Annotated in this window: 26 protein-coding genes; 15 read left to right on the top strand and 11 right to left on the bottom strand. The window is 68.3% G+C overall.

Annotation, left to right across the window (positions count from 1 at the left end; genetic code table 11):
* Positions 1–61 precede the first annotated feature (61 nt).
* Positions 62–1135 (bottom strand): redox-regulated ATPase YchF, encoded by a 1074-nt coding sequence (gene ychF / locus ACZK4S_RS04530; RefSeq protein ID WP_459397132.1) that lies wholly within the window; start codon positions 1133–1135, stop codon positions 62–64.
* Positions 1136–1444: 309 nt separating this feature from the next.
* On the opposite strand from ychF, the gene ACZK4S_RS04525 reads away from it, so the two are divergent.
* From ACZK4S_RS04525 to ACZK4S_RS04510, 4 genes are read left to right on the top strand one after another with little or no spacing between them, the layout of a single operon-like run.
* Entirely contained in the window at positions 1445–2398 is a 954-nt protein-coding gene (locus ACZK4S_RS04525) for a siderophore ABC transporter substrate-binding protein (RefSeq protein ID WP_463643501.1), read from the top strand.
* Positions 2395–3414: an ABC transporter permease gene (locus ACZK4S_RS04520; protein WP_463643500.1), complete on the top strand. Its 1020-nt coding sequence runs from the start codon at positions 2395–2397 to the stop codon at positions 3412–3414. Before ACZK4S_RS04525 ends, ACZK4S_RS04520 begins: the two co-directional genes overlap by 4 nt.
* Positions 3411–4406: an iron chelate uptake ABC transporter family permease subunit gene (locus tag ACZK4S_RS04515; RefSeq protein WP_463643499.1), complete on the top strand. Its 996-nt coding sequence runs from the start codon at positions 3411–3413 to the stop codon at positions 4404–4406. Before ACZK4S_RS04520 ends, ACZK4S_RS04515 begins: the two co-directional genes overlap by 4 nt.
* Entirely contained in the window at positions 4403–5260 is an 858-nt protein-coding gene (locus ACZK4S_RS04510; RefSeq protein WP_076059843.1) for an iron ABC transporter ATP-binding protein, read from the top strand. Before ACZK4S_RS04515 ends, ACZK4S_RS04510 begins: the two co-directional genes overlap by 4 nt.
* A gap of 16 nt (positions 5261–5276) precedes the next feature.
* On the opposite strand, the gene ACZK4S_RS04505 is transcribed toward ACZK4S_RS04510, so the two are convergent.
* Both ACZK4S_RS04505 and ACZK4S_RS04500 read right to left on the bottom strand, forming a co-directional pair.
* Entirely contained in the window at positions 5277–6551 is a 1275-nt protein-coding gene (locus ACZK4S_RS04505) for a M18 family aminopeptidase (protein ID WP_463643498.1), read from the bottom strand.
* 55 nt (positions 6552–6606) lie between these two features.
* A complete protein-coding gene (locus tag ACZK4S_RS04500; protein WP_463643497.1) occupies positions 6607–8127 on the bottom strand; it encodes a DNA recombination protein RmuC in 1521 nt (506 codons plus the stop codon).
* A gap of 123 nt (positions 8128–8250) precedes the next feature.
* Between ACZK4S_RS04500 and ilvA the strand changes: the two genes are divergently transcribed.
* A complete protein-coding gene (gene ilvA / locus ACZK4S_RS04495; RefSeq protein WP_182762102.1) occupies positions 8251–9525 on the top strand; it encodes a threonine ammonia-lyase IlvA in 1275 nt (424 codons plus the stop codon).
* A gap of 65 nt (positions 9526–9590) precedes the next feature.
* On the opposite strand, the gene ACZK4S_RS04490 is transcribed toward ilvA, so the two are convergent.
* Positions 9591–10556, bottom strand: a complete 966-nt coding sequence (locus ACZK4S_RS04490) for a 4-hydroxy-3-methylbut-2-enyl diphosphate reductase (protein WP_463643496.1) — start codon at positions 10554–10556, stop codon at positions 9591–9593.
* Positions 10557–10609: 53 nt separating this feature from the next.
* Between ACZK4S_RS04490 and ACZK4S_RS04485 the strand changes: the two genes are divergently transcribed.
* The 3 genes from ACZK4S_RS04485 to ACZK4S_RS04475 are packed head-to-tail and all read left to right on the top strand — an operon-like array spanning position 10610 to position 12827.
* On the top strand, positions 10610–11377 hold the full coding sequence (locus tag ACZK4S_RS04485) for a hypothetical protein (protein WP_463643495.1): 768 nt from the start codon (positions 10610–10612) through the stop codon (positions 11375–11377).
* Between the two features lie 10 nt (positions 11378–11387).
* Positions 11388–12611 (top strand): exodeoxyribonuclease VII large subunit, encoded by a 1224-nt coding sequence (xseA, locus tag ACZK4S_RS04480; RefSeq protein ID WP_463643494.1) that lies wholly within the window; start codon positions 11388–11390, stop codon positions 12609–12611.
* A 21-nt stretch (positions 12612–12632) separates the two neighbouring features.
* Positions 12633–12827 carry an exodeoxyribonuclease VII small subunit gene (locus ACZK4S_RS04475; RefSeq protein ID WP_083665397.1) on the top strand — a complete coding sequence of 65 codons (195 nt, stop codon included), beginning with the start codon at positions 12633–12635 and terminating at the stop codon, positions 12825–12827.
* A 4-nt stretch (positions 12828–12831) separates the two neighbouring features.
* Here ACZK4S_RS04475 and ACZK4S_RS04470 read toward each other — a convergent pair whose 3' ends face one another.
* Both ACZK4S_RS04470 and ACZK4S_RS04465 read right to left on the bottom strand, forming a co-directional pair.
* Positions 12832–13380, bottom strand: coding sequence for a DUF4245 domain-containing protein (locus tag ACZK4S_RS04470; RefSeq protein ID WP_463643493.1), 549 nt, complete (start codon positions 13378–13380; stop codon positions 12832–12834).
* 85 nt (positions 13381–13465) lie between these two features.
* On the bottom strand, positions 13466–14266 hold the full coding sequence (locus ACZK4S_RS04465; protein WP_463643492.1) for an isoprenyl transferase: 801 nt from the start codon (positions 14264–14266) through the stop codon (positions 13466–13468).
* A gap of 237 nt (positions 14267–14503) precedes the next feature.
* Here ACZK4S_RS04465 and trhA point away from each other — a divergent pair, with 237 nt between their 5' ends.
* From trhA to phoH2, 3 genes are all read left to right on the top strand, one after another.
* A complete protein-coding gene (trhA, locus tag ACZK4S_RS04460; RefSeq protein WP_083665399.1) occupies positions 14504–15238 on the top strand; it encodes a PAQR family membrane homeostasis protein TrhA in 735 nt (244 codons plus the stop codon).
* A gap of 34 nt (positions 15239–15272) precedes the next feature.
* Entirely contained in the window at positions 15273–15944 is a 672-nt protein-coding gene (locus ACZK4S_RS04455) for a PIG-L deacetylase family protein (RefSeq protein ID WP_463643491.1), read from the top strand.
* Positions 15945–16197: 253 nt separating this feature from the next.
* A complete protein-coding gene (gene phoH2 / locus ACZK4S_RS04450) occupies positions 16198–17436 on the top strand; it encodes an RNA 5'-3' helicase PhoH2 (RefSeq protein WP_463643827.1) in 1239 nt (412 codons plus the stop codon).
* Between the two features lie 104 nt (positions 17437–17540).
* On the opposite strand, the gene ACZK4S_RS04445 is transcribed toward phoH2, so the two are convergent.
* Genes ACZK4S_RS04445 through ACZK4S_RS04435 form a run of 3 tightly spaced genes read right to left on the bottom strand, consistent with a single transcriptional unit; the run spans position 17541 to position 20744 of the window.
* Positions 17541–18896 (bottom strand): ABC transporter permease, encoded by a 1356-nt coding sequence (locus ACZK4S_RS04445; protein WP_463643490.1) that lies wholly within the window; start codon positions 18894–18896, stop codon positions 17541–17543.
* 7 nt (positions 18897–18903) lie between these two features.
* Positions 18904–19974: a COG1361 S-layer family protein gene (locus tag ACZK4S_RS04440; RefSeq protein ID WP_463643489.1), complete on the bottom strand. Its 1071-nt coding sequence runs from the start codon at positions 19972–19974 to the stop codon at positions 18904–18906.
* Positions 19971–20744, bottom strand: a complete 774-nt coding sequence (locus ACZK4S_RS04435) for an ABC transporter ATP-binding protein (RefSeq protein WP_463643488.1) — start codon at positions 20742–20744, stop codon at positions 19971–19973. The genes ACZK4S_RS04440 and ACZK4S_RS04435 overlap by 4 nt, the downstream gene beginning before the upstream one ends.
* Before the next feature lie 163 nt (positions 20745–20907).
* Here ACZK4S_RS04435 and ACZK4S_RS04430 point away from each other — a divergent pair, with 163 nt between their 5' ends.
* The 4 genes from ACZK4S_RS04430 to ACZK4S_RS04415 all read left to right on the top strand — a co-directional run bounded on the left by ACZK4S_RS04430 (position 20908) and on the right by ACZK4S_RS04415 (position 23967).
* The gene (locus ACZK4S_RS04430; RefSeq protein ID WP_463643487.1) at positions 20908–22347 is read left to right on the top strand and encodes an ADP-ribosylglycohydrolase family protein; all 1440 of its coding nucleotides are present in this window, start codon (positions 20908–20910) and stop codon (positions 22345–22347) included.
* Positions 22259–22708 (top strand): protein-tyrosine phosphatase family protein, encoded by a 450-nt coding sequence (locus ACZK4S_RS04425; protein WP_463643486.1) that lies wholly within the window; start codon positions 22259–22261, stop codon positions 22706–22708. Before ACZK4S_RS04430 ends, ACZK4S_RS04425 begins: the two co-directional genes overlap by 89 nt.
* 97 nt (positions 22709–22805) lie before the next feature.
* Entirely contained in the window at positions 22806–23435 is a 630-nt protein-coding gene (locus tag ACZK4S_RS04420; protein WP_463643485.1) for a GIY-YIG nuclease family protein, read from the top strand.
* A gap of 94 nt (positions 23436–23529) precedes the next feature.
* The gene (locus ACZK4S_RS04415) at positions 23530–23967 is read left to right on the top strand and encodes a hypothetical protein (protein ID WP_076059878.1); all 438 of its coding nucleotides are present in this window, start codon (positions 23530–23532) and stop codon (positions 23965–23967) included.
* A gap of 40 nt (positions 23968–24007) precedes the next feature.
* On the opposite strand, the gene ACZK4S_RS04410 is transcribed toward ACZK4S_RS04415, so the two are convergent.
* Positions 24008–24586 (bottom strand): DUF1349 domain-containing protein, encoded by a 579-nt coding sequence (locus ACZK4S_RS04410; protein ID WP_463643484.1) that lies wholly within the window; start codon positions 24584–24586, stop codon positions 24008–24010.
* Between the two features lie 109 nt (positions 24587–24695).
* Positions 24696–26705, bottom strand: a complete 2010-nt coding sequence (locus ACZK4S_RS04405; RefSeq protein WP_463643483.1) for a thioredoxin domain-containing protein — start codon at positions 26703–26705, stop codon at positions 24696–24698.
* Positions 26706–26832 lie beyond the last annotated feature (127 nt).

Raw genomic sequence — 26832 nt, 5'->3', positions numbered from 1 at the left:
CAAGACGCCGCGCTGAGCTGAGCTACGCCACGGCGCCTAGGAAAAGAACTGCGGCCAAGAGTCAGACGTTAAACCGGAACTCCACGACGTCGCCGTCGGCCATGATGTAGTCCTTGCCCTCGAGGCGGACCTTGCCGGCGGCCTTGGCCGCGTTCATCGAGCCGGCGGCCATCAGGTCGTCGAAGCTGACCACCTCGGCCTTGATGAAGCCCTTCTGGAAGTCGGTGTGGATCACACCGGCAGCCTCGGGCGCGGTGGCGCCCTTCTTGATCGTCCAGCCGCGGGCCTCCTTGGGGCCGGCGGTCAGGTAGCTCTGCAGGCCGAGGGTGTCGTAGCCCACGCGGGCCAGCACGTCGAGGCCCGGCTCCTCCACGCCCATCTCGGCGAGGAACTCGCGAGCTTCGTCCTCTTCCATCTCGACCAGCTCGGACTCGAACTTGGCGTCGAGGAAGATCGCCTCGGACGGGGCGACGATGGCGCGCATCCTGGCCTTGAGTTCCTCGTCGCCCAGTTCGTCCTGGTCGCAGTTGAACACGTAGAGGTACGGCTTCGCCGTGAGGAGGTGCAGTTCGTAGAGTTCCTCGGTGTCCAGACCCGCGGCGCGGACGCCCTGGCCCGACTCGAGGGCATCCTTCGCGGCCCTGAAGGCCTCGAGCTTCGGCTGCGCATCCTTCTTGATCCGCGCCTCCTTCTCGATGCGCGGCAGGGCCTTCTCGACCGTGGCGAGGTCGGCGAGGATCAGTTCGGTGGAGATGGTGTCGATGTCGGAGGCGGGGTCCACCTTGCCGTCGACATGGGTGACGTCCACGTCGTCGAACACGCGGGTGACCTGGCAGATCGCGTCGGCTTCGCGGATGTTGGCGAGGAACGCGTTGCCCATGCCTTCACCCTGCGAGGCACCCTTCACGATGCCGGCGATGTCGACGAAGCTGACGACAGCCGGCACGAGCCGCTCGGAGCCGAACACCTTCGCCAACTCCGCGAGCCGCGGATCCGGGACGCCGACCATGCCGACGTTGGGCTCGATCGTCGCGAACGGGTAGTTCGCAGCGAGCACCTCCGCGCGAGTCAGTGCGTTGAACAGGGTCGACTTGCCGGCGTTGGGGAGACCGACGATTCCAATGGTGAGTGCCACGAGAGCGCAGCTTACCGCTCCGCGCTGAGGCGACCGAATGCCGCGCACCGCTGGAGCCCCCGTCTCGGGTATCCCGGGCGCGAGACGGACCCCCGGCAGAGTTGAGTTGTGCAGCAAGTCCGCTGCACAACTTCACACTGCCCACCCCGACCAGGCTCCGGCTCGTGGCCAGAGTTGAGTTGTGCAGCAACTCCGCTGCACAACTTCACACTGTCCCCTGTCCGCATTTTGGCCACGTTTGCGTAGCGTTAATGGGTTGGTTAGGGTTGCCTAAGTCGCGACACCGACAGCTACTACTGAAAGACACCGATGAAGCAGACTCTGCGCCTCCTCGCCGCCACCGCAGCCGCTGGGGCCCTCGCCCTCACGGCGTGCGGCACCCCCGATACAGCCCCCGCCGCAGACGAGACCTCCGGTCAGACCATCTCCGTCGCCCACACCCAGGGCACCGCTGAACTCGACGGCACGCCCAGCAAGATCGTCGTCCTCGACTTCGGCGCCCTCGACACCCTGGACGCGCTCGGCGTCAGCGGCTCCGTCGTCGGAGTTCCCAAGGGCGGGGCCTTCCCCGACGCTGTGAGCTCCTTCAAGACCGAGTCCACCACGGACGTCGGCACGCTCCAGGAGCCCAACTTCGAGGTCATCGCCTCCCTGCAGCCGGATCTCATCGTCGCGGGCTTCCGCTCCGCGAAACAGGTTCCTGAGCTGAGCAAGATCGCGCCGACCATCGACATCACCTACGACTACTCCAAGAGCTTCTACGACGGTGTCGCCTACGCCACCGACATCCTCGCCCAGGCGACCGGCACAGAGGAACAGGCCGAGGCCGAGCTCAAGGAGCTCGAGGAGGCCATCGCCGCCGCCAAGGACAAGGTGCCCGCGGGCAAGAACGCCATGGTCCTCATGACCTCCGGCGGCAAGGTCTCGGCGCACGGCACCCAGTCGCGCTACAACGCCCTGTTCAACGACCTGGGCATCGAGCCCACCATCTCCGACGTCGAGGCCGAGGCCCACGGCGACGCCATCTCCTTCGAGGCCATCCAGCAGGCCAACCCCGATCTGCTGTTCGTCGTGGACCGCGACGCCGCCATCGGGGAAGAGGGTGCCGCCGCCGAACAGGTGCTCGACAACGAACTGGTGGCCACCACCTCTGCCTGGAGCAACGACGACGTCGTGTACCTCGAGGGCCAGCGCTGGTACATCCTGATCCACGGCGCCAACAACGCCGTCGAAATGATCAACCAGGTGGCTGCCGAGCTGTGAGCGTCGCCGCCCTGCGCACCACGCGTCAGCCCGCCACCCGTCCCCTGAACCGGGGATGGGTCGGCGGGCTCGCCGCGCTTCTCGTGCTGGCGGCGGTCTCGCTGTTCGTCGGCGTCGCTGACCTCTCCCCCTGGGATTTCGTCTCGGGGCAGGCCACAGACCAACAGGTGCTGAACCTGTTCGCGTCTCGCATTCCCCGCACCGTCGCCGTGCTGCTGGCCGGCGCCTCCCTCGCACTCTCCGGCCTGTTGATGCAGTTGCTGGTGCGCAACCGGTTCGTCGAACCCACAACGGTGGGCACCTCCGAGTCGGCCGGCGTGGGCATCCTCATCGCGGTGATGCTATTCCCCTCCGCGCCGCTGTGGGTGAAGATGCTCATCGCCGTGGCCACCGCGCTGGTCGGCACCGCCGTGTTCGTCCGGCTCGTCAGGGCCCTGCCGCCTCGCGCGCCCATCGTCGCGGTGCCGCTCGTCGGCATCATGCTCGCCGGCGTCATCTCCGCCGGCACCACATTCGTCGCCTACCACTTCGACCTCCTCCAGAGCCTCGGCATCTGGATGCAGGGGGACTTCTCCGGCGTGCTGCGCGGCCGCTACGAACTGCTCTGGCTGCTGGCCATCGTCGGCGTCGTGTTGTGGGTCTTCTCGGACCGCTTCACCGTCGCGTCGCTCGGGGAGGAGCAGGCGACCTCGCTGGGCCTGTCCTACAAGACCACCCTCAACCTCGGCCTCGGCATCGTCGCCGTGGCGTCCGCGGTGACCCTGGTGGTGGTCGGGGCCATCGGCTTCGTGGGCCTGATCATCCCCAACCTCATCGCCATGTGGCGCGGCGACAACCTGCGCCGCAACATCGCCTGGACGGCCCTCGCAGGCTCCGGTTTCGTGCTGGTCTGCGACCTCCTCGCGCGCACCATCAACTACCCCTACGAGATCCCCGTCGGCACCATCTCCGGCGTGCTGGGCGGCACCGTCTTCCTGGCGCTGCTGCTCACCGGCAAGCTGAGGACCGCCAGATGACCACTGTCGCCTTCGTCCCGGACACCAAGGTCCGACGCCAGGTCGGCCCCGACGCCCGACTCTGGCTGGCCGTCGCCTTCTGCCTGCTGGCGGCCGTCGCGTTCGTCACGATCAACGCGGCTGGCAACCTCGAGTTCATCCTGCCGTTCCGCGGCCGCAAGCTCGCCGCGATGGTGCTCGTGGGATGGGCCACCGGGGTGGCGACGGTGGCCTTCCAGACGGTGACCAACAACCGGCTGCTCACCCCTTCGATCCTCGGTCTCGACGCGCTGTACGCCTTCATCCAGACGCTGTTGATCTTCCTGCTCGGGGTAACCTTCGTCTCGGCCGTCGGGCCCTACACGATGTTCGCCATCACGGTGGTGATCATGCTGGCTTCCGCCATGGCACTCACGGGCCTGCTGTTCGGCCGCAAGGGCCGCTCCGTCTACCTCGTGGTGCTCGCCGGCCTGGTGTTGGGCGCGATCCTGCGCTCGTTCTCCTCGCTGATCAGCCGGATGCTGGACCCCACGAGCTACCTGGTGCTGCAGGGCAACCTGTTCACCTCCTTCAACGCCGTCCACCCGGAACTGATCTGGGTGGGCTTCGCCGTCGTCGCTGCCTGTACCTGGTGGCTGTGGCGGGCACGCAACACGCTCGACGTACTCACGCTCGGCAGGGAAGCCGCCGTGTCGCTCGGTGTCCCCTACCACCGCACCGTGCGCACCGTGCTCCTCGTCGCCACCCTGCTGGTGTCGGTGTCGACGGCGCTGGTCGGACCCATCACGTTCCTCGGCCTCATCGTGGCGGCCGTGGCCTATCAGGTCGCCGGCACCGGCAAGCACGCCTACACCATGCCGATGGCGGGGCTGCTCGGCGTGGGCGTCATCGTGGCCGGCCAGGCCATTCTGGAGCAGGTGTTCGGGCTGGGCACCGTGCTCTCCGTCATCATCGAATTCGCCGGTGGCATCGCGTTCATCTGGCTCGTCATCAGGAAGGCTGCACGGTCATGATCGAGGTCAAGGACGTCACCAAGCGCTACGGCAAGTCGGTCGTCGTCGACGACGTGTCGGTGTCGCTGCCCAGCGGCGGCCTGACCGCCATTGTGGGCGCCAACGGAGCGGGCAAGTCAACCCTGTTGTCCATGGTCGCGCGCCTGCTCGGAGCCGACACGGGCGAGATCACCGTCGGGAACCTCGACGTAGCGAAGGCAGACTCCAGGGAACTGGCCAAGCGGCTCGCCATCTTGCGGCAGAACAACGACGTGCAATCGCGGCTCACCGTCACCGACCTCGTCGGATTCGGGCGCTATCCCCACAGCGGCGGACGGCACACGAAGGCCGACCACGAGGCCATCGACCTGGCCATCCGCTGGATGGGCCTCGAGGACCTCCGGAACCGTTTCCTCGACGAGATGAGTGGAGGCCAGCGGCAGCGCGCGTTCGTCGCGATGGTGCTGGCGCAGGACACGGAGTACGTGCTGCTCGACGAGCCCCTCAACAACCTGGACGTGTCACACGCGCACGGCATGCTGCAGACGCTGCGCCGCGCCGCCGACGAGCTGGGCAAGACCGTCGTCATCGTGCTGCACGACATCAACTACGCCAGCTGCTGGGCCGACCAGATCGTCGCCATGAAGCACGGCCGGATCCATGCCGTGGGCACACCGGCCGAGATCGTGCGGCCCGGTCTGTTGCGTGAGGTGTTCGATCTGGACATTGAGGTGGGCGAGTTCCAGGGCCGGCCCATCGCGCACTTCTACCTGCCCATCCCGACGTGCAACAACTGCCACCGGTCGCAACGGGAGGGCTGCTGCCTGGACCGCCAGGTCGGCGCCCCCGTGCCGCTCGTCCTCAACGCCGGTTGAGCTGCCCGGTTCCTTATCAGGCCGCAGCACCGCCTGCGTAGTACGACTCCATCGCGCGGGCGAGGAACCAGGCGTCCTCGACCCCACACAGCTCGCGCGCCGAGTGCATGCTCAGCAGGCCGATGCCCACGTCGACGGTGGTGATGCCCAACCGGGTGGCCGTGATCGGCCCGATGGTGGAGCCGCAGGGCATCGAGTTGTTGGACACGAACGGCTGCGTCGGCACGTCGGCGCGCGCGCAGGCGTCCAGCCAGAGGGCGGCGCCTACCGCATCCGTGGCGTAGCGCTGGTTCGCGTTGATCTTCAGCAGGGGGCCGCCGTTGGCCTCCGGATGGTTCTTCGGGTCGTGGTGGCCCACGTAGTTGGGGTGGACCAGGTGCCCTGAATCCGCCGAGACACAGCTGGACCGGGCGAACATGGCGCGCGTGGCGTCCAGGCCCAGCCCGTAGCCGGCCGCGATCCGCTCCAGGACGTCCTGCAGGAGGGGCCCGCCGGCGCCGGTGGTGGTGGCGGAGCCCACCTCCTCATGGTCGAAGGCGACGAGGACCGACACGTCGGAGCCCACCTCGAGCGCCTCGAAGGCCGTGAGGCCCGCGTGGGTGGAGGACAGGTTGTCCAGGCGACCCGAGGCGAAGAACTCATCCTCAGCCCCGATCACGGCGGGCGGCTGGGTATCGAACAGGTACAGGTCGTGGTAGGCGACCTCCTCGGCCTCAACACCCGCCAGTACCGCGAGATGCTCCTTCACGGGCCGCTTCAGGTCGACGGCGACCACCGGCTGCATGTGCTGCTGCTTGTCCAGCTTGAGCGCGTCGTTGACGCCGCGGTCCAGGTGGATGGCCAGCTGCGGGATCCGGGCGATGGGCCCGCTCTTCACGAGGTGGCTCTGCCCATCACGGGTGACGAGGCGGCCGGCGATGCCGAGATCGCGGTCCAGCCACGCATTGAGCAGCGGCCCCCCGTACACCTCCACGCCGACCTGGACCCAACCTGCCGAACGGATCAGGTCACCTGGCTTGATCTTGAACGACGGCGAGTCCGTGTGGGTGCCGACGATGCGGAGCCCGGCGGTCTCGGTCAACTCCTCGGGCGCGACCCAGGCGACAACGGCGCCGTCGCGCTGGATGAACCGCTTGCCGGCGACGCCGTCGAAAGGCCGACGCGGGTCCAACTGCTCGAAGCCCGCCTCCCGCAGGCGCCGTGCCATCGTGCTGGCCGCGTGGTAGCTGGTGGGCGACGCGGTGACGAACTCCGCGAGATCTGCGATGTGGTCCTGGGCGGTGCTGAGCATGGCGTCAAACATAGCCCCAGCCCGATGGGCGTGCGACCAAGGGTGGCGTGGGGCCTCAGCCGGCGTCCGTGCGGCGGGGAAGCTGGCGGACCGGCGGATCGAGCAGCGTCTGCTCAGGCGAGAGCAGCGTGCGCTCCCGCTCGCGCAGGTCCTCGTAGTCGAGCATCTCCGTGACCGTCACCTGGCGGGTGGTCAGCTCGACGCCCTTCAGCTCCGTGAGGTCTTCCGACGCGACCTCGTAGTCACGGAACCTGCGGGCCGACACCATCACGCGGGTCTCCAGCGCACCCACGGCGCTGTTGTAGTTCGTCACGGCGCTGCGCAGCGAATTGCCGAGCTTGTCGAAGTGCTTTCCGAGGGTGGCGAGCCGCTCGTAGAGTTCGCGGCCGAGTTTCGAGATCTCGCCGGCCGTCTCCGCGAGAGCCACCTGCTTCCAGCCGTTCGCCACGATCTGCAGCTGAGGGATGAGCAGCCCGGGTGAGGCGAGCACGACGTGCTTGCGCGTGGCGTAATCATGCAGGTCCGGCAGCTGCTCCATGGCCAGGCGGTAGAACTCGTCCGAGGGCAGGTACAGCACGACGAACTCCGGCGAGCCCAGATCCAGCTGCCAGTAGTTCTTGCCGGCCAACTGGTCGATGTGGGTCTTGACGTGCCGGGCGAAGGAGGCGAAGTGCCCCTTCTGGGCCTCCGGGTCTTCGGTGTTGTACGCCTCGAGGACCGCAGACAGCGGCACCTTCGCGTCGACGAAGATCACCTTGCCGGCGGGGAGGTTCACCCGCAGGTCAGGGCGGAACAGGCCGTCGTCGGAGGTGTAGCTCTGCTGGGTGTCGAAATCACAGCGCTCCATGAGGCCGGAGATCTCGACGATGCGCTTGAGGCTGCTCTCCCCCCACGCGCCGCGCACCTGGGGCGTCCGCAGGGCCTGGCTGAGGCTGGTGGTCTCCTTGCGGATGGCCTCCCCCGACATGCGCACGGTGTTGACCTGCTCAGCCAGCTCAGCAGCCATCCGCACGCGGTCCTTCTCCACCGCCTGCAGTTTCTCCTGCATCTGACGCAGCCCATCCGCCAGCGGGGCGACGAGTTGCTCCGTGGCCTTCATCCGCTGGTCTGCCACGACGTCTGCGGCCTTGCCGTGCTTCTCCAGCGACTCCGAGGACAGGACCTTGAACTGGTTGAGGAGCACCTCGCGGTCTGCCGCCTGTTCCTTGGCCTTCTGGACCGCGGCGTCACGCTCCGCCTCTGCCGCCGCCACGAGCGCCTGCACCCTGGCGGTTTCGCCCTGGGCCTCGGCCACCAGGCGTTGGGCGTCTGCGGCCACGGCGCGCAGCTCAGCCTTGCCGGCCAGAACCTGGGCGATCTCCGCCTTGGCCATGGCAGCCTCTTCACGAGCGCGGCTGGCGTCTGCCCGGGCCTGCGCAGAATCGTCGCGGGCCTGCATCAACTGGCGCTGCTCCTGTTCACGGGCGGCTGCGTCTGAGGCGGCTGCGGCCGCGGTGCTGCGGCGGCCCAGCAGAAATCCGCCGACCAGGCCGAGGACGAGGGCGAAGAGACCGAAAAGGATGGCGAGTGCTTCCATGCCTCACAGCTAATCAGCAGCCTCAGACAAAACCTGAATCCCACTCCGGGCGGACCCCAAAGCCACGCCGATCCGGGCCACCGGCGCTGCCTCCATGTCCACCGGCGACCGCAGAGTGACACAATGGTCCGGGTGAGCACACTGGCCGACCTCGCCGAATCCATCCCCGACGCCGTTGAACGGCTCTCGGCCATCGTCACGCACACCCCCGTGCAGCTGAATGAGCGACTGTCCGCCGCCACCGGCTCCGAGATCTGGCTCAAGCGAGAAGACCTGCAGCCCGTGCGCTCCTACAAGCTGCGCGGCGCCTACAACCTCATGAGCCAGCTCAACGAGGAGGAGAAGGCCGCCGGAGTCGTCTGCGCCTCGGCCGGCAACCACGGCCAGGGCGTCGCCTTCTCCGCCGCGGCCCTCGGCATCCATGCCACCGTCGTGGTGCCCCACCCCACGCCGCGCCAGAAGCGTGACCGGATCCAGAAGATCGGTGGCCAGTACGTGGACCTGGTGCTGCACGGCGCCACCTACGACGAGGCCTCGGAGGAGGCCGTCCGGCTCGCCAGCCAGGGCATGGTGCTCGTCCCCGCCTTCAACGACCCGCGCACCGCCGCAGGCCAGGCGACCCTGATGGTCGAGGCCTTCGACCAGCTCGGCTTCGTCCCGGACGTCGTGGTGCTGCCCATCGGCGGCGGCGGGCTCGTCGCCGGATGCTCGGCGTGGCTGCGCGCGGTACACCCGGACGTGCGGATCATCGGCGTCGAACCGGAGGGCGCGCCCTGCATGGCCGCCGCCATCTCAGCCGGGCGCCCCGTCACCCTCAACAACATCGACACCTTCGTCGACGGCGCAGCCGTGCGCCGGGCCGGCGACTTCACCTTCCAGGCCATCCGCGAGGCCCGCATCGAGCTGGCGCGGGTACCCGAGGGCCAGATCTGCACCGAGATGCTGGACATGTACCAGACCGACGGCATCATCGCGGAGCCGGCCGGCGCCCTCGCCGCCGCCGCCCTCCCCACCGGCGGGGTGGGCCCCCGGGTGCAGATCCCGACGGGTTCCCGGGTGCTGGTGCTGGTCAGCGGCGGCAACAACGACGTCTCGCGTTACGCCGACGTGGTGGAGCGCTCGCTCATCCACGAGGGCCGCAAGCGCTACTTCCTGGTGGAGTTCCCACAGCAGCCGGGCGCGCTGCGCATGTTCCTCGACTCGGTGCTGGGGCCCGAGGACGACATCGCCTACTTCGAGTACGTCAAGCGCAACAACAAGGAGACGGGGCCCGCGCTGGTGGGCGTCGAACTGGGCAGCCCGGGCGACTACCGCTTCCTCCTCCAACGCATCGACGAGTGCGGGATGAAGACCGAGGAGATCGCCTACGATTCCCCGTACTTCACCTTCCTGGTCTGACCCCGCCGACAGACGTCCGGGCATGGAAAAGGCCGCCGGTCTCCCGGCGGCCCCATTCCTCAGCGTCAGTGCTTGACTGCGCGGCGCAGGTCCTTGCGCAGTTCCGGCGGCAGCGCGAACTGCAGCGTCTCCTCCGTCAGGCGCTCCTCGACCGCAGCCGGGTAACCCTGCTCCTCGAGGAACTTGAGCACGCCCTGCACCAGATCGTCGGGCACCGAGGCGCCGGACGTGACGCCCACCGTCTCCACGCCGTCGAGCCATTCGGGCTTGATCTCGCTGTAGTTGTCGACGCGGTACGAGGCCTTCGCCCCGGCCTCGAGCGCGACCTCCACGAGGCGCACGGAGTTCGACGAGTTGGCCGACCCCACCACGATCATCAGGTCGCAGTCGCCGCCGGCGATCTGCTTCACGGCGAGCTGGCGGTTCTGCGTGGCGTAACAGATGTCGTCCGACGGCGGGTCCATCAGGAGCGGGAACTTCTCCCGCAGCCGGCCCACCGTCTCCATGGTCTCGTCGACGGACAAGGTGGTCTGCGACAGCCAGGCGACATCCGCGTCATCCGGCAGGTCCAGCCCGGCGACATCGTCGGGGTGCTGCACCAGGATGGTCTGCTCGGGCGCGTGGCCCATGGTGCCGTCCACCTCCTCATGGCCCTGGTGGCCGATGAGCAGGATGGTCTTGCCGTCCGTCGCGAAACGCTTGGCCTCGTGGTGCACCTTGGTGACCAGGGGGCACGTGGCGTCGATGGTCTTCAGACCGCGCTCGGCCGCCTCGGATTTCACCGCCGGGGAGACGCCGTGTGCAGAGAACACCACGGTGGAACCCGGCGGCACCTCTTCGAGTTCCTCGACGAAGATCGCGCCGCGCGCCTGGAGGTCCTCGACGACGTGGCGGTTGTGCACGATCTCCTTGCGCACGTAGACGGGTGAGCCGTACAGGTCGAGGGCCTTCTCAACGGTGATCACGGCACGGTCCACGCCCGCACAGTAACCACGGGGCGCAGCGACAACGACTCGTTTGGTGGCAGTCATGCCTCTTAGTCTAGGTGAAATAGGAAATACCCCCGCTTCGGTAGCCTGGGGCCATGAAATCGCCTCAGCTGCACGCCGTCGGATTCGACTTCACCTCCATGGAGGCGCTCACCAAGGCCGCGTTCGACGGTGGGGTCAGGGGCGTCAACAAGGCGCCTGGCTTCGCGCTGATCGGCGCCTACACCGACCCGAGCGGCGCCCGGGTGGCCTTCGTGCAGCGCAAGGGGCAGGCGGTCAACGTGTCTGCGGGGCTCCGCTCGGACACGCGGTACCGGGCCCAGGTGATCCGGTTCACGGACCTCCTGGCGCGCGTCGCCGTGTACGCGCAGGGCGAGGACGGCGAACTGCTCACCCAGTTCCTCGCCATGGTCGACGACCCCATCGCCTACGAGCAGCACGACCTCGCCCCCGGCGGCGGCTTCTCGATCATCCAGGAACTGCAGGTGGGCGCGCTGGCCATGGACGTGCTGGTGTTCGCCGACGAAGAGGCGTTCAAGGCCTCCGACGCAGCCCGCGTCGGCTCGATGCTGATGGAGCCGCGCTCCATGGTGTCGCCGTCGCTCATGGGCTTGCAGGCTTCCTCCATCACCACCGAGGAGGCGGGGCCGACCCTGCTGTTGGGCGCCGTCGTCGAGGATGTCGAGGTGCGCCGCAACGGGCTGACGAAGACCGACTTCCAGTACGTGCGGGCAGCGAGCGTCATCGACCTGACGGTCGCCGTCCCCATGGAGCACCCCGTCGCCCCGGGCAACGTGATCCACGGCACGTTCTACGCCACCGTCAACGCCGGCACCTGGGACCGCAACGCCGGCGCCCACTAGGGTTGCCCGCATGGCACTGACCAGCTCCCCGGAACAACCGCAGCCGCTGGGCCGCGTGATCGGGGCGGTCAAGGACTGGGTGAACCGGTGCGGCGAGATCTGGGTCGACGCCCAGGTGGTGGAGATCAAGCGCCGCAACGCCCCCACCCAGTTCATGACGTTCCGGGACCGGATCGCCGACATGTCCTGCCAGGTCACCGCCTCCACCCTGGTGCTGGACGCCGCCGGTCCCATCCCGGAGGGCTCCCGCGTGACGGCCCGGATCCGGCCGCGCGTCTGGGACCGCAACTCGACGCTGAGCTACGAATGCCTGGAACTCCGTGTCGCAGGCGAGGGTCGCCTCCTGGCGCAACTCGAACAACTCAAGCGCAAGCTCCAGGCCGAGGGCCTGTTCGAGGCCCACCGCAAACGCCGCCTCCCGCTGCTCCCACGCGTGATCGGTCTGGTCACCGGCAAGAACTCCGACGCGGAGCGCGACGTCATCACCAACGTCGAGCGGCGCTGGCCCGGCGCCCACCTCCGGGTCCGGCACGCGCTGGTGCAGGGCGTCAGCTCGGCGGAATCCGTCATGACGGCATTGGCCGCGCTGGACGCAGACCCCGAGGTCGACGTCATCATCATCGCCCGCGGGGGCGGCTCCCTCGAAGACCTGCTGAGCTTCTCCGACGAGGGGCTCGTGCGTGCGGTCCACGCGGCCCGCACCCCGGTGATCACGGCGATCGGGCACGAGCGCGACTTCCCACTCGTCGACTTCGTGGCCGATTACCGGGCCTCCACCCCCACCGATGCGGCCAAGCACGTGGTGCCGGACCACGCGGCTGAGCAGGCCGGTGTCGCCCAGGCGCTCCAGCGGCTGCACCGCGCCGTCGACGGTGTGCTCACCCGTCAGCAACAGGTGCTGGACGCGCTGCGCTCGCGCCCCGTCATGGTGGACCCCACCAGCGCCTTCGACGCCCACGTCGAGCGGGTGTCACTGCTGCGCCACCGTCTGGAATCCGCCATCGGCCGCCGGCTCCGCGACGAGGAATCAGACCTCCGGGCCGCCGTCAGCACCATCCGGGCGCTCTCCCCCAAGCGGACCCTGGAGCGCGGGTACGCCGTCCTGGTGGACGAGGCGCACGCCTCGGTGTCCAGCATCGCCGACACCACCGTCGGCGCCCGTGTCCACGCCTACCTGGCCGACGGGGAACTCGCCCTCGATGTCGCCCGGGTCACGCCCGAACCGACGTCCTGAATGTATCGAAGGGAGCCCACGATGGCTGACGAGAAGCTGACCTATGAGCAGGCCCGCGACGAACTGGTCGCCGTGGTCGGCAAGCTGGAATCCGGCGGCGCCTCGCTCGCGGAGTCGATGGCGCTGTGGAAGCGCGGCGAGGAACTGGCGAAGATCTGCCAGGAGTTCCTGGACGGCGCCAAGGAGCAGGTGGCGAAGGCCCGCGAGGCCGACTGAGGGGCTATCGCTCCACGAGGGTCGAGGTGAAGGCTTCGAGTTCCGGGAAGTCGGTGTCCGCCGAGACCACCGTCGTCACGCCGTCCTCCTCGTTGACGAGGCTGCGCGTGCGGCCGTCCTTGCTCTCGTAGCGGGACCAGTCGCGGCCGGCGAGAGTCGTCTCCTCACCGATCTCGTTGCCCTCACGGGTGCCGCTGCGCACCAGGTCCCGGGCGGACTCGTCGCGCTGCAGGACGCCGTAGTAGATCTCGTCCGGCGAGAGGTAGCCCACCTGCCACGAGTTGCCCAGCGCGGGCTCCGTGGTGATCCACGGCTGGCCCTTCTGGGCCCAGGCGGTGCGAACCGGGACCCAGCCCTCCCCCGGGTTCTCAGCGACCAGCACCGGGAACGGCGACTCCGCCTCGGCCCGGGTGATGAAGGGACCGAGATCGAGGGGGTCCACCTCCTCCTTGGGTGTGGAGGTGAAGAAGATGATGACCAGCAGCACCGGAACAGCGATGACCGCCAAGGAGATGATCATGTCCCTGCCGCGGGCCTTCGGGTTGCGAGCCATGCGCGCCACCCTACCCAGCCGCCACCTCCGACAGCCACCCGCGCCCAGCCGCACGCGCAATGCCATCGACCGGACGACGCGGGGTTCAGCGCCCGAAGCGACGCTCACGCTGGGCGTAGGCCCGCAGCGCGCGGACGAAGTCGACGCGGCGGAAATCCGGCCACAACGCTTCGCAGAAGTAGAACTCGCTGTGCGCCGACTGCCACAACAGGAAGCCCGAGAGCCTCTGCTCGCCCGAGGTGCGGATGATCAGATCCGGATCCGGCTGGCCCTTGGTGTACAGGTGCTCGGAGATCTCGTCGATCTCCAGCGTCTGCGCCACCTCTTCGAGCGTGGCGCCTTGCGAGGCCTTCTCGGCGAGCAGGGAGCGCACGGCGTCGCGCAGTTCGTGGCGGCCCCCGTAGGCGACGGCGACGTTGACCACCATGCCGGCGATGTCCTCCGTCGACGCGGAGGCCGAGCGCAACGACTGGGCGCATTCCTCATCCAGCAGGTCAAGGGCACCCACCACCTGCACGCGCCAGCGCCTTCGGGCCGCGAGGTCGCGCACGAGGTCCTGGATGACCTGGAGCAGCGGGGCGAGCTCGGCCTCCTCACCACGGCTGAGGTTCTCGGTGCTCAGCACCCACAGCGTGATGACCTTGATCCCGGCGTCCTCGCACCACTCCACGAACTCGCGGAGCTTGGCCGCGCCCGCCCGGTAACCGGCGACGAGGGGCTCACCGGGGGCGTTCATCCGGGCCCACCGGCGGTTCCCGTCGGCGAGGACGGCCACGTGTTGCGGGAGCGATGCCTTGTCCAGCTTGTCCAGCACGCCCCGCTCGTAGGTGGTGTACAGCCATTTGGGCGGCCACCACCGCTCGCTGAACGGGCGCGCAAGTGACATGCGAGAAGCCTAGGGCATTGCGTCAAGGGCGCGGGAGGTACGTGTCGTCGAAGCGAACCCGCCTGACGTCCTGCAGGTGTGGTCGCCCCCCACCCGAATGAGGGCGGAGACCCCATCCGGAGGACAGCCCGCGGCTCTGCCTGTGGATCCGCCGACCAGGTGGTGGGATCGTGTTGGAAATGGGCGCGCAACGCGTTAACCTACGGTTGCGTAAGTTACGGAAGCGTAGGTCTGACCATGAACGACTCCTCCACCGTCGAAGCAGGCACCGGGACCACCCCGCAGCCCAGCGAACGGCCCAGGGCGGAAGCTCCCATCCAGGGCGGTGGGCTGTCGACGAGGGCGGACACCAAGCCCAAGCTGAGGGGCTGGCTGCACCTGGGGATGTCGCCCATCATCTTCATCGTCGGTCTGGCGTTCACCACCTTCGCGCCGGACCTCACCGCCCGCGTCGGCGCCGCCGTCTACACGCTGGCCGCAGTGCAGCTCTTCGGCACCAGCGCCGTCTACCACCGCGGGAACTGGTCCGACAGGACCAACGCCATCTTCCGCCGCATCGACCACTCCAACATCTTCGTGTTCATCGCCGGCACCTACACCCCCCTGACGCTCGCGCTGCTGGACGGCAGCTCCCGCTGGGCCCTGCTGATCCTGATCTGGTCCATCGCCGTGCTCGGCGTGCTGTTCCGCGTCACGTGGTTGTCGGCGCCCCGCTGGCTCTACACGCTGCTCTACGTGGCCATGGGGTGGGCGGCGGTCGGCTGGCTCAACCAGTTCTGGGCAGAGGGCGGCCCCGCGGTGGTCCTGCTGCTGCTGGGCGGCGGGCTCGTCTACTCGGTGGGGGCGCTCGCCTACGGGACGAAGCGGCCGCAGCTGTCGCCCACCTGGTTCGGCTTCCACGAGGTGTTCCACGCCTGCACGATCATCGCCGCCGTGCTGCACGCGGTCGCCATCGGGCTGGCCATTTTCTGATCCCCGAGCCACCTCCCGCCGGTAGATTGGCTCCATGACGGACCTGTTCCCCACCAGCTGGAATCATGCAGTGGTCGTCGTCGCGCATCCCGACGACCCGGAGTACGGCATCGCAGCTGCCGTGGCCAGGTGGACGCGCGAGGGGAAGCAGGTCACCTACCTCCTGGCCACCAGCGGCGAGGCCGGCATCCAGGGGATGTCGCCGGCCGAGGCCGGCCCGCTCCGCGAGGAGGAGCAGCGCCGCGCGGCCGCCCATGTGGGCGTCAGCCGGCTGATCTGGCTGGACCTCCCAGACGGCAGGCTGGCAGACACCCCAGGCCTCGCCGACGCCCTCCGGCACGCCACCGAGTCCCATCCCATCGATCTGGTCATCTCCACCTACCGGGGCCCCGAGTGGGAACCCGGCATGCCCAACCAGGCGGACCACATGGCCGTCGGGGAGGCGACCATCGAGGCGCTCGCGGGCAGGAACATCTGGCATTTCGAGAACGGCCCCGGCCCGACGCACCACCTGGTGGTCACGGACGACGACGTGCAGGCCGCCGTCCGGTCGCTCGCGGAGCACCAGGTCTACCTGGCGGTGCTCGACCCGACCACCGACGTGTGGACGCAGGCCGAAGCGGTGGTGAGCCGCAGCATCGACACGGGGCACGGCGACAACCGCGTCCAGTTCAGGCTGATCTCGGCACCGGCGCGGAATTCCTAATCACACCATTGTCATTTAGGTCTTCCCGTTGCCCCACCGGCACGTTACTGTCTAGCCATGGAGAACCGCTCCATCACCGAAGATCCGGTCCCCTGACCTCAGGACGGGGGCAGGCAAGAGCGTCGCCCCCGCGAAGGGAGCAAACGTGCTCAACCTGTCAGACCAGCAGACTTCCCCCACCGCTGCGCAGCCCATCACGGCCATCAAGACCTACGTCGTCGACACCTCCGTCCTCCTTTCAGACCCGAAGGCGATGTTGCGCTTCAAGGAGCACAACGTCATCCTGCCGATCGTGGTCATCACGGAGCTCGAAGCGAAGCGCCACCACCCCGAACTGGGCTTCTTCGCCCGCTCAGCACTTCGCCTCCTCGACGATCTCCGCGTCGAACACGGCCGTCTCGACACCCCGCTGCCCACCAACGAACAGGGCGGAAACCTGCGGGTCGAGCTGAATCACAGCAACGAGGAAGCGCTCCCGCCCGGGTTCCGCCTCGGCGACAACGACACCCGCATCCTCGCCGTCGCGCTCAACTACGCCAACGAGGGCCACGACGTGGTGCTGGTCACCAAGGATGTGCCGCTCCGCGTGAAGGCAGCGGCCGTGGGGCTCGCCGCCGAGGAGTACCGCAACGACCTGGCGGTCCACACCGGGCACACGGGCATGGCGGAGGTCGCGGTCACCTCGGAGGATGTCGATTCCCTCTACTCCGGCGGCGTGCTCACCACAGCGGCGGCGGACGACATCTGCGTCCATTCCGGGGTGGTGGTGAACGCCCCTGGTTCGTCGGCGCTGGCCCGCAAGTTGCCCAACGGGGACCTGAAGCTCATCAAGCACGACCGCGAGGTCTTCGGTCTACGCGGCCGCTCCGCAGAGCAGCGGGTGGCACTCGAGATCCTCATGGACGACACCATCGGCATCGTCTCCCTGGGCGGCCGGGCGGGCACCGGCAAGTCGGCGCTGGCGCTCTGCGCGGGCCTCGACGCCGTGCTGGAGCAGCGCAAGTACACCAAGGTGATGATCTTCCGGCCGCTCTACGCGGTGGGCGGTCAGGAGCTCGGCTACCTCCCGGGCAGCGCAGAAGAGAAGATGCAGCCCTGGGGCCAGGCAGTGTTCGACACCTTGTCTGCGGTCACCAACAAGTACGTCATCGACGAGTTGCTCGAACAGGACATGATCGAGGTGCTGCCGCTGACGCACATCCGCGGCCGGTCCTTGCACGACGCGTTCATCATCGTGGACGAGGCCCAGTCGCTGGAGCGCAACGTCCTCCTGACGGTGTTGTCCAGGGTGGGACAGAACTCGCGGGTGGTGCTGACGCACGATGTCGCCCAACGGGACAACCTCCGGGTGGGTCGCCACGACGGAGTGGTCGCTGTGATCGAGAAGCTGAAGGGCAATCCCCTCTTCGCTCACGTCACTCTGACCCGCTCCGAGCGTTCGCAGATCGCCGCGCTGGTCACCGACATGCTCGAGGTCGACTCACTCGGCTGACGGCCACCCGGCACAGACTGGAACTCGGAAGGAGGTTCCAGCCACCTCGCCCGTGGAGAACGGGATGTGGCAGGCACCTCCCTCCGAATTCCGGTGACGGTCCCCTACTCGGCGCGAATGGCGGCCAGCGGGCTGAGTTTCATCGCGCGCTGCGCCGGCAGCACGCCGGCGACGGTGCCGATCAGGGTGGCGAAGCCGACGGCCCCCACCATCAACCACACGGGGATGATCGACACCTGGCCAGCCTCGGAACCGGTGACCATCTGCGATCCCAGGGTGGCGTTCAGCACCGCGGAGACGCCCAGCGACAACAACAGCCCGATGAGGCCGCCGAAGAAGCCGATACTCGAGGCCTCGATCAGGAACATCTTGCGGATGTCGCCGAGGGCGGCTCCCATCACCTTCATGATGCCGATCTCCCTGGTGCGCTCGTAGACGCTCATCATCATCGTGTTGGCGATACCGATGGCCGCCACCAGCAGCGAGATGAAACCGATGCCGCCGAACACCGCCTGGATGATCAGCCCCTGTTCCTGCGACTGCCGGATCCACTCGATCTCCGCATATGCCTGATAGCCCTGGTCCCGCAGCGTGTTGAGCACCGCCTCCGCGTCCTCCGGGCTGTCCGTCAGCACCTTGAACTCGGTGTAGATGAAGTCCTTGCCCAGCGGCTTCCCGTCCGATGTGGCGGGCTGGTTCGGCAACGCCTTACCCGGCATCGCCTTCCTTAGCCACTCGATCATGCCGTCGAGATCCGCCCACACCGACGTCGAGTACGGTCCCCACTGGTCGTCCGCGAGGTCGCTGTGGAGTTCGCCGACGACAGGCAGGATGTGCCGCTTCGCAGGTTTCGGGGGCGCCGCCGGGTCGTCGCCGGGCGCCGGGGCGCCGTCGATCGGCACGGGGCCGTACTCCCCCCAGGTGGTGACCGTGCCGAAGAGGGTCTGGGTCCTGAAGTCGATGTCCATGGGCATGCCGGTCATCGGGTCCCAGAACTGCTCGTCCACCTTGTCGCCCAGCAGCAGGCCGAACGTGCCCTGCTGCGGCATTTCGCCCCACGCGAGCTCGAGCTCCATCTCCGGGAAGGCTTCGGCTGGGAGGCCCTGAATCTGGAGGTACTGCTTGGTGGTGCCGACACTGATCTCCAGGTCGGCCAGGTACACGGGCCACACGGCCGTCGCACCCGGCGTCGACGCCAGGAAGGTGCGCATGGCCTCGTTCATCTTGGTGGGCCCGCCGACGCCCACCTGTTCGGGCGCCGGGGCCCCGCTCACGGACACCTGGCGCAGGTTGATGTTCTGGAACTGGGCCGTGAAACTCGACGAGAGCCCCACCCCCAGCGACACCATCACGATCACCGCGGTGGTGCCGATGAGCACGCCCAGCACCGTCAGCGACGTGCGGAACAGTCGCTGACGCAGACTCGCGAAGCTCGTTGCGAGGAGATCGGACCAACGCATCGAGAGCTCAGCGGACTTCCGCGCCGATGAGCGGGTCGCCGAGTGCCGCCAGCGACTCCATGTCCTCCGTCTCGGCGCGCCTGCGCCGGCGACGCCGGACGGCGAGCACCGTCATGATCAGGAACAGCAGGAGCAGGCCGCCGCCGACAAGCACCGGGATCCAGGGGAAACCCGCGCCCTCCTCCGGCATGGGCTCCTCCCACTGGCCCGGCTCCTCCATCGGCATGGGTGCCATCACGGCGACCTCGAGGGTCTTGTCCATGGTGCTCACGTTGCCGTCAACGTCCTCATAGGACACGGTGACGGTCACCGGCCCGGCGGCCTCCTCCACGGCCTGCACCGTCATGTCGACGGCTCCGCTGGCCCCGGCGTCGACAGTGCCGACGAACACCTCTTGACCGACGATGGGCTGGCCCTCGGCGATGGAGGCCTTGGCGTTGTAGAGCTTGGTCTTGCCCTGATTGAAGATGCTGAAGGTCAGCGAGGCGTCCTGACCCATCGTCAACTGCGGCGGCAGCAACTGCGGGGCCGACGCATCCGCGCGGATGTTCTGCTTGACCTGGATGGAGACCGTCTCCTGGGCCGAGTAGGCGTTGGCCTGGCTGTCCTCGTACTCGATGCTGATCGTCAGCTGGTACGGCTTCTCCTCCAGGGAGGGCAGCGAGTGGAAGTTCATCGTCCCTGACTCGATCTGGTCGGCGCCGATGCGGCTGAGGTACAGCGACGACGAGCCGTTGGCCGGCAGGAAGGCCGCGTCGGCCGACGTCAGCGTGACCTTCATGTTCTGCACGCGCGTCTTCGTGGAGGTGTTGCGCAGCGTGAAGGTGACCTGGAAGTCGTCGCCGGCCTGCACCTCCGCCGGGTTCGTCGTGAACCCCGACAGGATGACGCGCGGGGTGGACACGCCCGGCACGACGACGGGAGGCGCGGGTGGTTCGCCCACCGGCGCACCCTCGGTGCCGCCGTCGCCCAGCACGCCACCGTCCGTGGTGGGGTCCCCCGCCGCGCTGGCGAGCGGGATGAGGCTCAGGCTGGACACCATCATCAGCACGAGCATGAGGCGGTGGATCATCTTCATGGCGCGACCTTCTGGGTAGTGACGACGGGGCCCGTCTGGGCGTGTTCCGTCTGGGAGATGTCGGTGATGCGGCCGTCCCCGATGCTGATGATCGTGTCGGCGAACGAAGCGAGGTGGTGGTCGTGGGTGACCATGATCCACGTCTGCTGGAAGCGCTGGATGACGGCGCGGAAGAGGCGCAGCGTCTCTTCCGAGGTGCGCGAATCAAGGTTGCCGGTGGGCTCATCGGCGAAGACGAGGGTGGGCTGGACGGCCATGGCGCGGGCGATGCCGACGCGCTGCTGCTGGCCGCCGGAGAGCTGGCTCGGTTTGTGGTGGAGGTGCCCGGCGAGCCCGAGTTGCGTGAGGATCGCCCGGGCGCGGGCCTGCCGGGTGCGCTTCGGGATGCCCCGGAAACTCAAGGGCATCGCGACGTTGTCGAGGGCGGTGAGCGACTGCAGCAGGTTGAACGACTGGAAGATGAAGCCCACCTGCTCGCGGCGGTAGGTGACCAGTTGGGACTCGGTGAACCTGTGCAGCGGTTGGCCGGCGACGAAGACCTCGCCCGCCGTCGGCTTCTCGAGGCCGCCGAGCATGTTCAGCAGCGTCGACTTGCCGGAACCGGAGGTGCCCACGACGGAGGTGAAGCTGCCCCGCGGGATGGTGAGGTTGACCCGGTTCAGGGCGACCACCCGGGAGTCGCCGACGCGGAAGATCTTGCTCAGGTCACGCGTCTGCACGAGGGGTTGGCCGACGTCCGGCAGCGGCGGCCGCTGTGTCTTCGGTGGCACCAGGCACCCCCCTTGTGTCGTGGTAGAAGAAACATAGCGGTCCCCCGTCGTCGACGCTGCCCCGACCCGGGAGAAGGACGCAGTGCCGAGCGCCGAGCGGAAATGTCAGACGCCGGCCCTACCGTGGAAACACAAGCCAATAACGGGGGCAAGGAGGACGGCTTTGAATACTGAGAACATCCTGGACCTACGCGATGCGATCGCGGGTCTGCTACGTGAGGTGCACGGCACCGATGACAGCAAGGTCATCGATCTGGTCTGGGGGTACTACCAGATGGCCTCGGACGGGGACGACCTGATCATTGAGATCGAGTCCAACTCCTACATCGACGACGAGGACGTGCAGCTCACCGAGGAACAGTGCGCAGCGCTGGAACAGTTGGGCTTCACCCGCCCTGATGACGGCATGCCGAACTGGTGGATCGGCATCGAGGGCGGCCGCGAGGAGGACATCGAGGCCGCTGCCCTGGCCACGGCCCGGGGCCTCGTCGAGGTCCTCGGCCACGACCTGCCCGGGGCGCTCGCCGCCTCCCTGGCCTGGCGCCCCCAGCGGGCGTTCCACGTCTCGCGGGACAGGGCCGCGGGCCTGCTCGTCGGCACCGCCGTCGGGGATGCGCTGGGCGCCGGCTACGAGTTCGGGCCCACGCTTGCCCCGGATGCCCCGGTGGGCATGATCGGCGGCGGGCTGGGCGATTTCGCCCCCGGCGAGTGGACGGACGACACGTCGATGGCGGTGTGTATCGCGCACGTCTTCAACCAGCGGATGGATCCCCGCACGGCTCAGGCCCGCGACGCCATCGCCACGAACTTCGGGGCCTGGCTCGCCAGCAACCCGCCGGACGTGGGTGTCCAGACCCGCGCCGTCATGCGCATGGCAGACGCCGGGTACGCCGACGACCTGACGCAGGCGGCGCGGCGGTACTTCGCCGCCAATCCCACCCGCAGCGCGGGCAACGGTGCCCTCATGCGCACGGCCCCCGTCGCGCTGTTCGACACCACGCCGCTCATCGTGGCCAGCGTGGCACGGCGCATCGCGGAGTTGACGCACGCAGACCCCATCGCGGGCGACGCGTGCGTGATCTGGTCGATCGCCATCGCCCACGCCGTCCAGTTGGAGAACTTCGACGGCGTGCGGGAGGCGCTCCACTACATCCCGAACGAGCGCCGCAACTACTGGGCGGAGCGCCTCGACGAGGCGGAGACGCTGCCCCCGGCCACGTTCTCGAAGAACGGCTGGACAGTGCACGCGTTGCAGGCGGCCTACGCCGCCATCGTGCAGACGCCGGTCCCCCGGGAGGACCCGGCTGATCACTTCCGCCTGGCGTTGGAGAACGCGGTCAGGGTCGGACACGACACAGACACCGTCGCGGCCATCGCCGGTGGGCTGCTGGGAGCCAGGGTGGGGCTACTCGGCCATCCCCCTGCAGTGGACCCGCCGTCTGCACGGCTGGCCGGGGCTCCGCGCGAAAGACCTCAAGGAGATGGCCGCGCAGATCTTCCCCGCCGATTACACCGTGCAACCGGGCCTGGACAACTTCTTCCAGCACCCGCTCGACAGCGGCCTCTTCGTGGGCGGCTACCGCGCCGGATCCACGCCACCTGAGGGCATCGACGCGGTCGTCTCGCTCTGCCGGCCCTCGGACGCGGACGAGCTGGCCAAGGGCATCGCGCCGGACAACCGCATCGAGGTCTGGCTGTCAGACCGCGGTTACGAGGACAACCCGCACCTCGACCATGTGCTCACGGAGGCTGCCCATATGGTGGCCAGCCTGCGGGCCGAGGGCCTGACGGTGTTGATCCACTGCGTGTCCGGGCAGTCGCGGACCCCCACGGTGGCGTCCCTCTACGCCGCCGAGGCGCTGGGCGTGCCTGCCGCCGAGGCGCTGCGGGCGCTGCAGGAGATTCATCCAAACGCTCAACCGAATCCCACATTCCTGGAAATCATCCGCCGACACGCCGTCTGAAACGCACATCCGACACGCCCTCAGGATGACGCGACCCCACCTCGCGGTTTATCGTGAAGACGGCGATCCAAAGATCGCCGTTGCGGGAGGAAGCGGCATGCGGCACACGGAGCAATTGAAGGAACTTGAATTCACCCCGTCGAAGGTCAAGGTGACAGACTGGGACCTCCGCATTCCGATAGCTCCAAAGGCCGGTCCGTTCTGCCAGCTCGTGGTGGAGCCGTCGACGGCCGCCGGCCCCGGTCTTTTCGCCTGGGTTGTCGCTGACAAGGTCGTCTACCTCGGCCACACCGATGACCTGGCCAGCGTCTTGAACTCGCACGGGGACTACTCCGTCGTCTCCCCGTCCACGACGGACGGCGACCCGGCCAAGATCAACAACCTGATGAACGCGGCCCACAAGGCGGAGCACCGCGTCTCGTGGTGGTGGCGTCAGGAGACCACGGCAGATGACGCGGCCCAGGCCGCCGAAGACCTTGTGGCAGAACTGGATCCCATGGGCAACAAGTTGACCCGCCCCAAGGCAGCCCCGGTGAAGGCTCAGGCCCCGGCAGCGGCAGCAGCCACGCGGACGCCCCGTGTGGCGGCAGCGCCGAAGGCAAAGGCTCCCGTCAAGTACGACGCCGAGCGCGTCACCCCCACGGGCCTCGTCTGCCCCTCGTGCTTCATCCGGGTGTCGTTGGCCACGCGGTGGTGCGACGACTGCGAGATCCTGGTCGCCAGCTGACCCTTCCGCCCGAGTCGGTGCTGTCGGGCGCCGCTCCGTCGGGGAGCGGGCTAGCCTGGAAGCCACAACGAGCACGCTGTGACGAGGAGTGGCCATGGAGATCCTGTACACGACCAACAACGAGTTCGGCCAGGCAGTCTTCGCGCGGCGCGATGAGGCCCACCAAGTCGCCCGCATCCGCCGGGCGCTGAACAACGCCACCACATGGGCGGAGTTCAAGGAACTGATGGACCCGTACGAGTACCAGTACCTGGTCGAGAAGAACCTGGGCATGAAGATGGACGACATCGATCTCTCGGAGCCGTTCAGACCTGATGCCATCCCAGGAGTGGCGGACCGCTACTACCCCACGTGGCTGCAGGCGCGGATGTTGGAGTGGTTCCCCAAGTCGCTGATCCTCAAGTACGACGGCGACATCACGTCGCTCAAGGGTGACGCCCTCGTGCTGCCCGGCGAGTACGCCGACGAGGTGGCTGACGACCTGCGCTCCGAGGGCTACACCGTCGCCCGTACCGACCTGTCGTTCCTGTAGTCAGCCCGTCGCGGCGGGGCGGTCAGCCGGCCGCCACTGCTCAGTGCAATGACAAGTCTGCCGGGCCCAGCGACCATTCGTGGAAGCGCACCGACAGCCCGGCACGCTCGGGCGCACAGGTGAACGGACCGGCCTGGCCCTCCGCGTCGGCGGGGAACGCGGCAAGCCGGACCAGGCGCAGTTCACCACCGTCGAGGCCCGCCCGGACGGTGACCGCGTCGCCGGAGCGCGACAGCCGCACCCGGACCCGCTTCCCCTGCCACTCGTCGACGGGCGACGTCGACCAGTCGGAGAGCGGGTTGGTGACCACTGCTCCCACCATGGGGTGTCCATCGGCGAACTCCACGCCGGCCTTCACCCACGCGTCGGGACCGGCGGTGAGGAAGATGCCCGCCTGATCGAACTGCTCATCGAAGTTCGCGGTGAAGACCACCTCCATCGCGGAGTCCTGGGCAAGGGGCGCGACGAGGGCGTGCGCGTTGTAGCGCTCGAACCCGTAGGAGGTGATGCGCCAGGCGTCGGACTTCTCGGCTGCCGTGACGAGAAGGTCAGTGCCATCCTCGCGAGCCTCCACTGGAGGGGTGGTCCAGGTGCCGTCGTTCCAGTTCAAGCGCTGCATCGTCGCTGCCTCCGTGAGCAATTGGATGGGGTCACGTGCGGTTACAGATCCCCCGGCGTGTCGCATCACGACCCTATCCAATTGCTCACGGCGGTGAGCCAAAGCAGCGTCAGACGCGGGACCAGAGCGGCGTCTTGAGGTCGTTGTAGTCATTGACCGGGTCGAAGCACACGGTGCCCCGGCAGACATAGACGAAGCCGCCGGGTCGCTGGTCGAAGTGCGATCCCCAGCCCTCGGCGCCCTCAGGGGCCGTGACCACAAAGGACCCCGCCGGAGCGAGGCGCCAGGACGCGCGGGCCAGTTCACCGAACGGATCGTCGCTCACCACGACGGCGACGGCGGGCTTGAGGCCACGCCGCGCCTCGTCGGAGACCAGCAGGTCTGCCAGCGACGCACCGGCGAACCGCGGGTGCTCGGCCACGCTGGCCCAGGTGGTGCGGGCGGCTCGGTCTGCGCGCTCGCTGAAGCCCGGGCGTTCGGCCAGCTGTGCCACCACGCGCAGCGCGGCGATGAGGGCCGAGGTGCCGCTGGGCGACACGTTGTCGGTGAGGGAACGCGGGCGCTCGAACAGGCCGGTATCGACAGAGTCGTAGAACCCGCCGTCGGCGTGGCTGAAGAACTCGTCGGCCCGCTCCAGGAGGGCCTCCGCCCTGCGCAACCACGCGGAGTCGCCGGTGGCTCCGGAAAGCAGCGCGAAGGCTTCCGCCACCGCGCCGAAGTCCTCAGCGCCACCGACGGCGACGTCAGCCACCCCGTCGCGCGAGGTGCGGCGCAGCTCACCGTCGACCAGATGCACCTCGGCCAGGTACTCCGCAGCCCGCAAGGCGAGTTCCAACCAGCCCTTCTCGCCGAAGATCATGGCGCCGGTGACGAGGGAGGAGACCATCCAGCCGTTCCAGGAGGCGACCACGATGTTGTCCGACGCGGGCCGGAAGCGCGTCTCGCGCTCTTCAAGCAGCTTGCCGGCGACCTCGTCGAGGCGCGCGTAATCCGGCCGGCCACGCAACTGCAGCGTGGAGAGGCCGTCTTCGAAGGTGCCGCCCTTGGTGACGTGGAAGACGTCTGCGGCCCAGTCACCGAGCTCGACGCCCAGCGCGTCGACGAGCAGCTCGGGGTTCCAGAGGTAGAAGATGCCCTCGTGCACGGCGCCGCGGATGTCACAGGAATCCGCATCCAGGGCGGAGATGAACGCGCCCTGCTCGCTGACCATCTCCCGCTCAAGCCATTCGACGATGCCGTACGCGGTGCGCTCGAACAGCGCGCGCAGGCCACCGTCGTGATCTGCGGTGCGACGCCAGCCGCGCACGTAGGTGCCCAGCAGGAGCGCGTTGTCGTACAGCATCTTCTCGAAGTGCGGCACCACCCAGCCCGGGTCCACCGAATAGCGGTGGAAACCGCCGCCCACCTGGTCGTAGATGCCGCCGCGGGCCATGTGCTCCAGGCTGCGCTGCGCGATCTCGAGGGAACGGGGGTCACCCTTGACCAGGAGCGCGTCCAGCAGCGTGGGGTTGGGGAACTTCGGCTGGGTGCCGAAGCCGCCGTGGATCACGTCGAAGGCGGCCTCGACGTCGTCGATCGCCTTGCGCAGATCCGGCGTCTCCCCCGTGACTGTGTCCGCGCGGGAGGACAGCACGTTGACGAGGTACTCGGCCGAGCCGCGCACCTTGTCGCGACGGTGGTGCCACGCGTCGGCCATCGACTCCAGCACCTGCCGGAACGACGGCATACCGGGGCCGGCCTCCGGCGGGAAGTAGGTGCCGGTGAAGAAGGGCTTGCCCTCGGGCGTCAGGAACGCCGTCATGGGCCAGCCGCCCGAACCGTTGTTCATCGCCTGGGTGGCAGTCATGAACACGGCGTCCACGTCAGGGTGCTGCTGACGGTCCACCTTGATGGCCACGAAGTGGTCGTTGATGTACTCGGCGACCTCAGGGTCGTCGAACGACTCGTGGCTCATCACGTGGCACCAGTGGCACGACGCGTAGCCCACCGACAGCAGGATGGGACGTTCCAGTTCCCGCGCGCTGCCCAGCGCCTCGTCGGACCATTCCCACCAGTCGACGAGTTGATGGGAGTGCTGGCGGAGGTAGTCGCTGGACGACTGGGCAAGGCGGTTGACCATAGTCCCCAAGGGTATCCGGTGCGCCCCCGGGCCCCATCTGGCGGGTCCTGGCTGTTGCCCCGTCGGACACAATGGGGGCATGAGCGAAACCCGCACCACCCGTTCCCCACTGGCCGCCGCCCTGCTC

The organism is Tessaracoccus zhenghani (genome assembly GCF_055326325.1).
Note: the sequence above shows the minus strand (reverse complement) of the source record. Positions and strands in the feature narration are given on the sequence as shown.

What these genes read in the sequence shown, in the direction of transcription:
- ACZK4S_RS04475 (WP_083665397.1), top strand. Translation starts at nt 12,633, where the DNA reads ATGGCTGACGAGAAGCTGACCTATGAGCAGGCCCGCGACGAACTGGTC.
- ACZK4S_RS04500 (WP_463643497.1), bottom strand. Translation starts at nt 8,127, where the DNA reads ATGGAAGCACTCGCCATCCTTTTCGGTCTCTTCGCCCTCGTCCTCGGC.
- ACZK4S_RS04455 (WP_463643491.1), top strand. Translation starts at nt 15,273, where the DNA reads ATGACGGACCTGTTCCCCACCAGCTGGAATCATGCAGTGGTCGTCGTC.
- trhA (WP_083665399.1), top strand. Translation starts at nt 14,504, where the DNA reads ATGAACGACTCCTCCACCGTCGAAGCAGGCACCGGGACCACCCCGCAG.
- ACZK4S_RS04465 (WP_463643492.1), bottom strand. Translation starts at nt 14,266, where the DNA reads ATGTCACTTGCGCGCCCGTTCAGCGAGCGGTGGTGGCCGCCCAAATGG.
- phoH2 (WP_463643827.1), top strand. Translation starts at nt 16,198, where the DNA reads ATGTTGCGCTTCAAGGAGCACAACGTCATCCTGCCGATCGTGGTCATC.
- ACZK4S_RS04510 (WP_076059843.1), top strand. Translation starts at nt 4,403, where the DNA reads ATGATCGAGGTCAAGGACGTCACCAAGCGCTACGGCAAGTCGGTCGTC.
- ACZK4S_RS04470 (WP_463643493.1), bottom strand. Translation starts at nt 13,380, where the DNA reads ATGGCTCGCAACCCGAAGGCCCGCGGCAGGGACATGATCATCTCCTTG.
- ACZK4S_RS04515 (WP_463643499.1), top strand. Translation starts at nt 3,411, where the DNA reads ATGACCACTGTCGCCTTCGTCCCGGACACCAAGGTCCGACGCCAGGTC.
- ACZK4S_RS04415 (WP_076059878.1), top strand. Translation starts at nt 23,530, where the DNA reads ATGGAGATCCTGTACACGACCAACAACGAGTTCGGCCAGGCAGTCTTC.
- ACZK4S_RS04405 (WP_463643483.1), bottom strand. Translation starts at nt 26,705, where the DNA reads ATGGTCAACCGCCTTGCCCAGTCGTCCAGCGACTACCTCCGCCAGCAC.
- xseA (WP_463643494.1), top strand. Translation starts at nt 11,388, where the DNA reads ATGGCACTGACCAGCTCCCCGGAACAACCGCAGCCGCTGGGCCGCGTG.
- ACZK4S_RS04490 (WP_463643496.1), bottom strand. Translation starts at nt 10,556, where the DNA reads ATGACTGCCACCAAACGAGTCGTTGTCGCTGCGCCCCGTGGTTACTGT.
- ACZK4S_RS04420 (WP_463643485.1), top strand. Translation starts at nt 22,806, where the DNA reads ATGCGGCACACGGAGCAATTGAAGGAACTTGAATTCACCCCGTCGAAG.
- ACZK4S_RS04485 (WP_463643495.1), top strand. Translation starts at nt 10,610, where the DNA reads ATGAAATCGCCTCAGCTGCACGCCGTCGGATTCGACTTCACCTCCATG.
- ACZK4S_RS04505 (WP_463643498.1), bottom strand. Translation starts at nt 6,551, where the DNA reads ATGCTCAGCACCGCCCAGGACCACATCGCAGATCTCGCGGAGTTCGTC.
- ACZK4S_RS04525 (WP_463643501.1), top strand. Translation starts at nt 1,445, where the DNA reads ATGAAGCAGACTCTGCGCCTCCTCGCCGCCACCGCAGCCGCTGGGGCC.
- ACZK4S_RS04445 (WP_463643490.1), bottom strand. Translation starts at nt 18,896, where the DNA reads ATGCGTTGGTCCGATCTCCTCGCAACGAGCTTCGCGAGTCTGCGTCAG.
- ACZK4S_RS04440 (WP_463643489.1), bottom strand. Translation starts at nt 19,974, where the DNA reads ATGAAGATGATCCACCGCCTCATGCTCGTGCTGATGATGGTGTCCAGC.
- ACZK4S_RS04410 (WP_463643484.1), bottom strand. Translation starts at nt 24,586, where the DNA reads ATGCAGCGCTTGAACTGGAACGACGGCACCTGGACCACCCCTCCAGTG.
- ilvA (WP_182762102.1), top strand. Translation starts at nt 8,251, where the DNA reads ATGGTCCGGGTGAGCACACTGGCCGACCTCGCCGAATCCATCCCCGAC.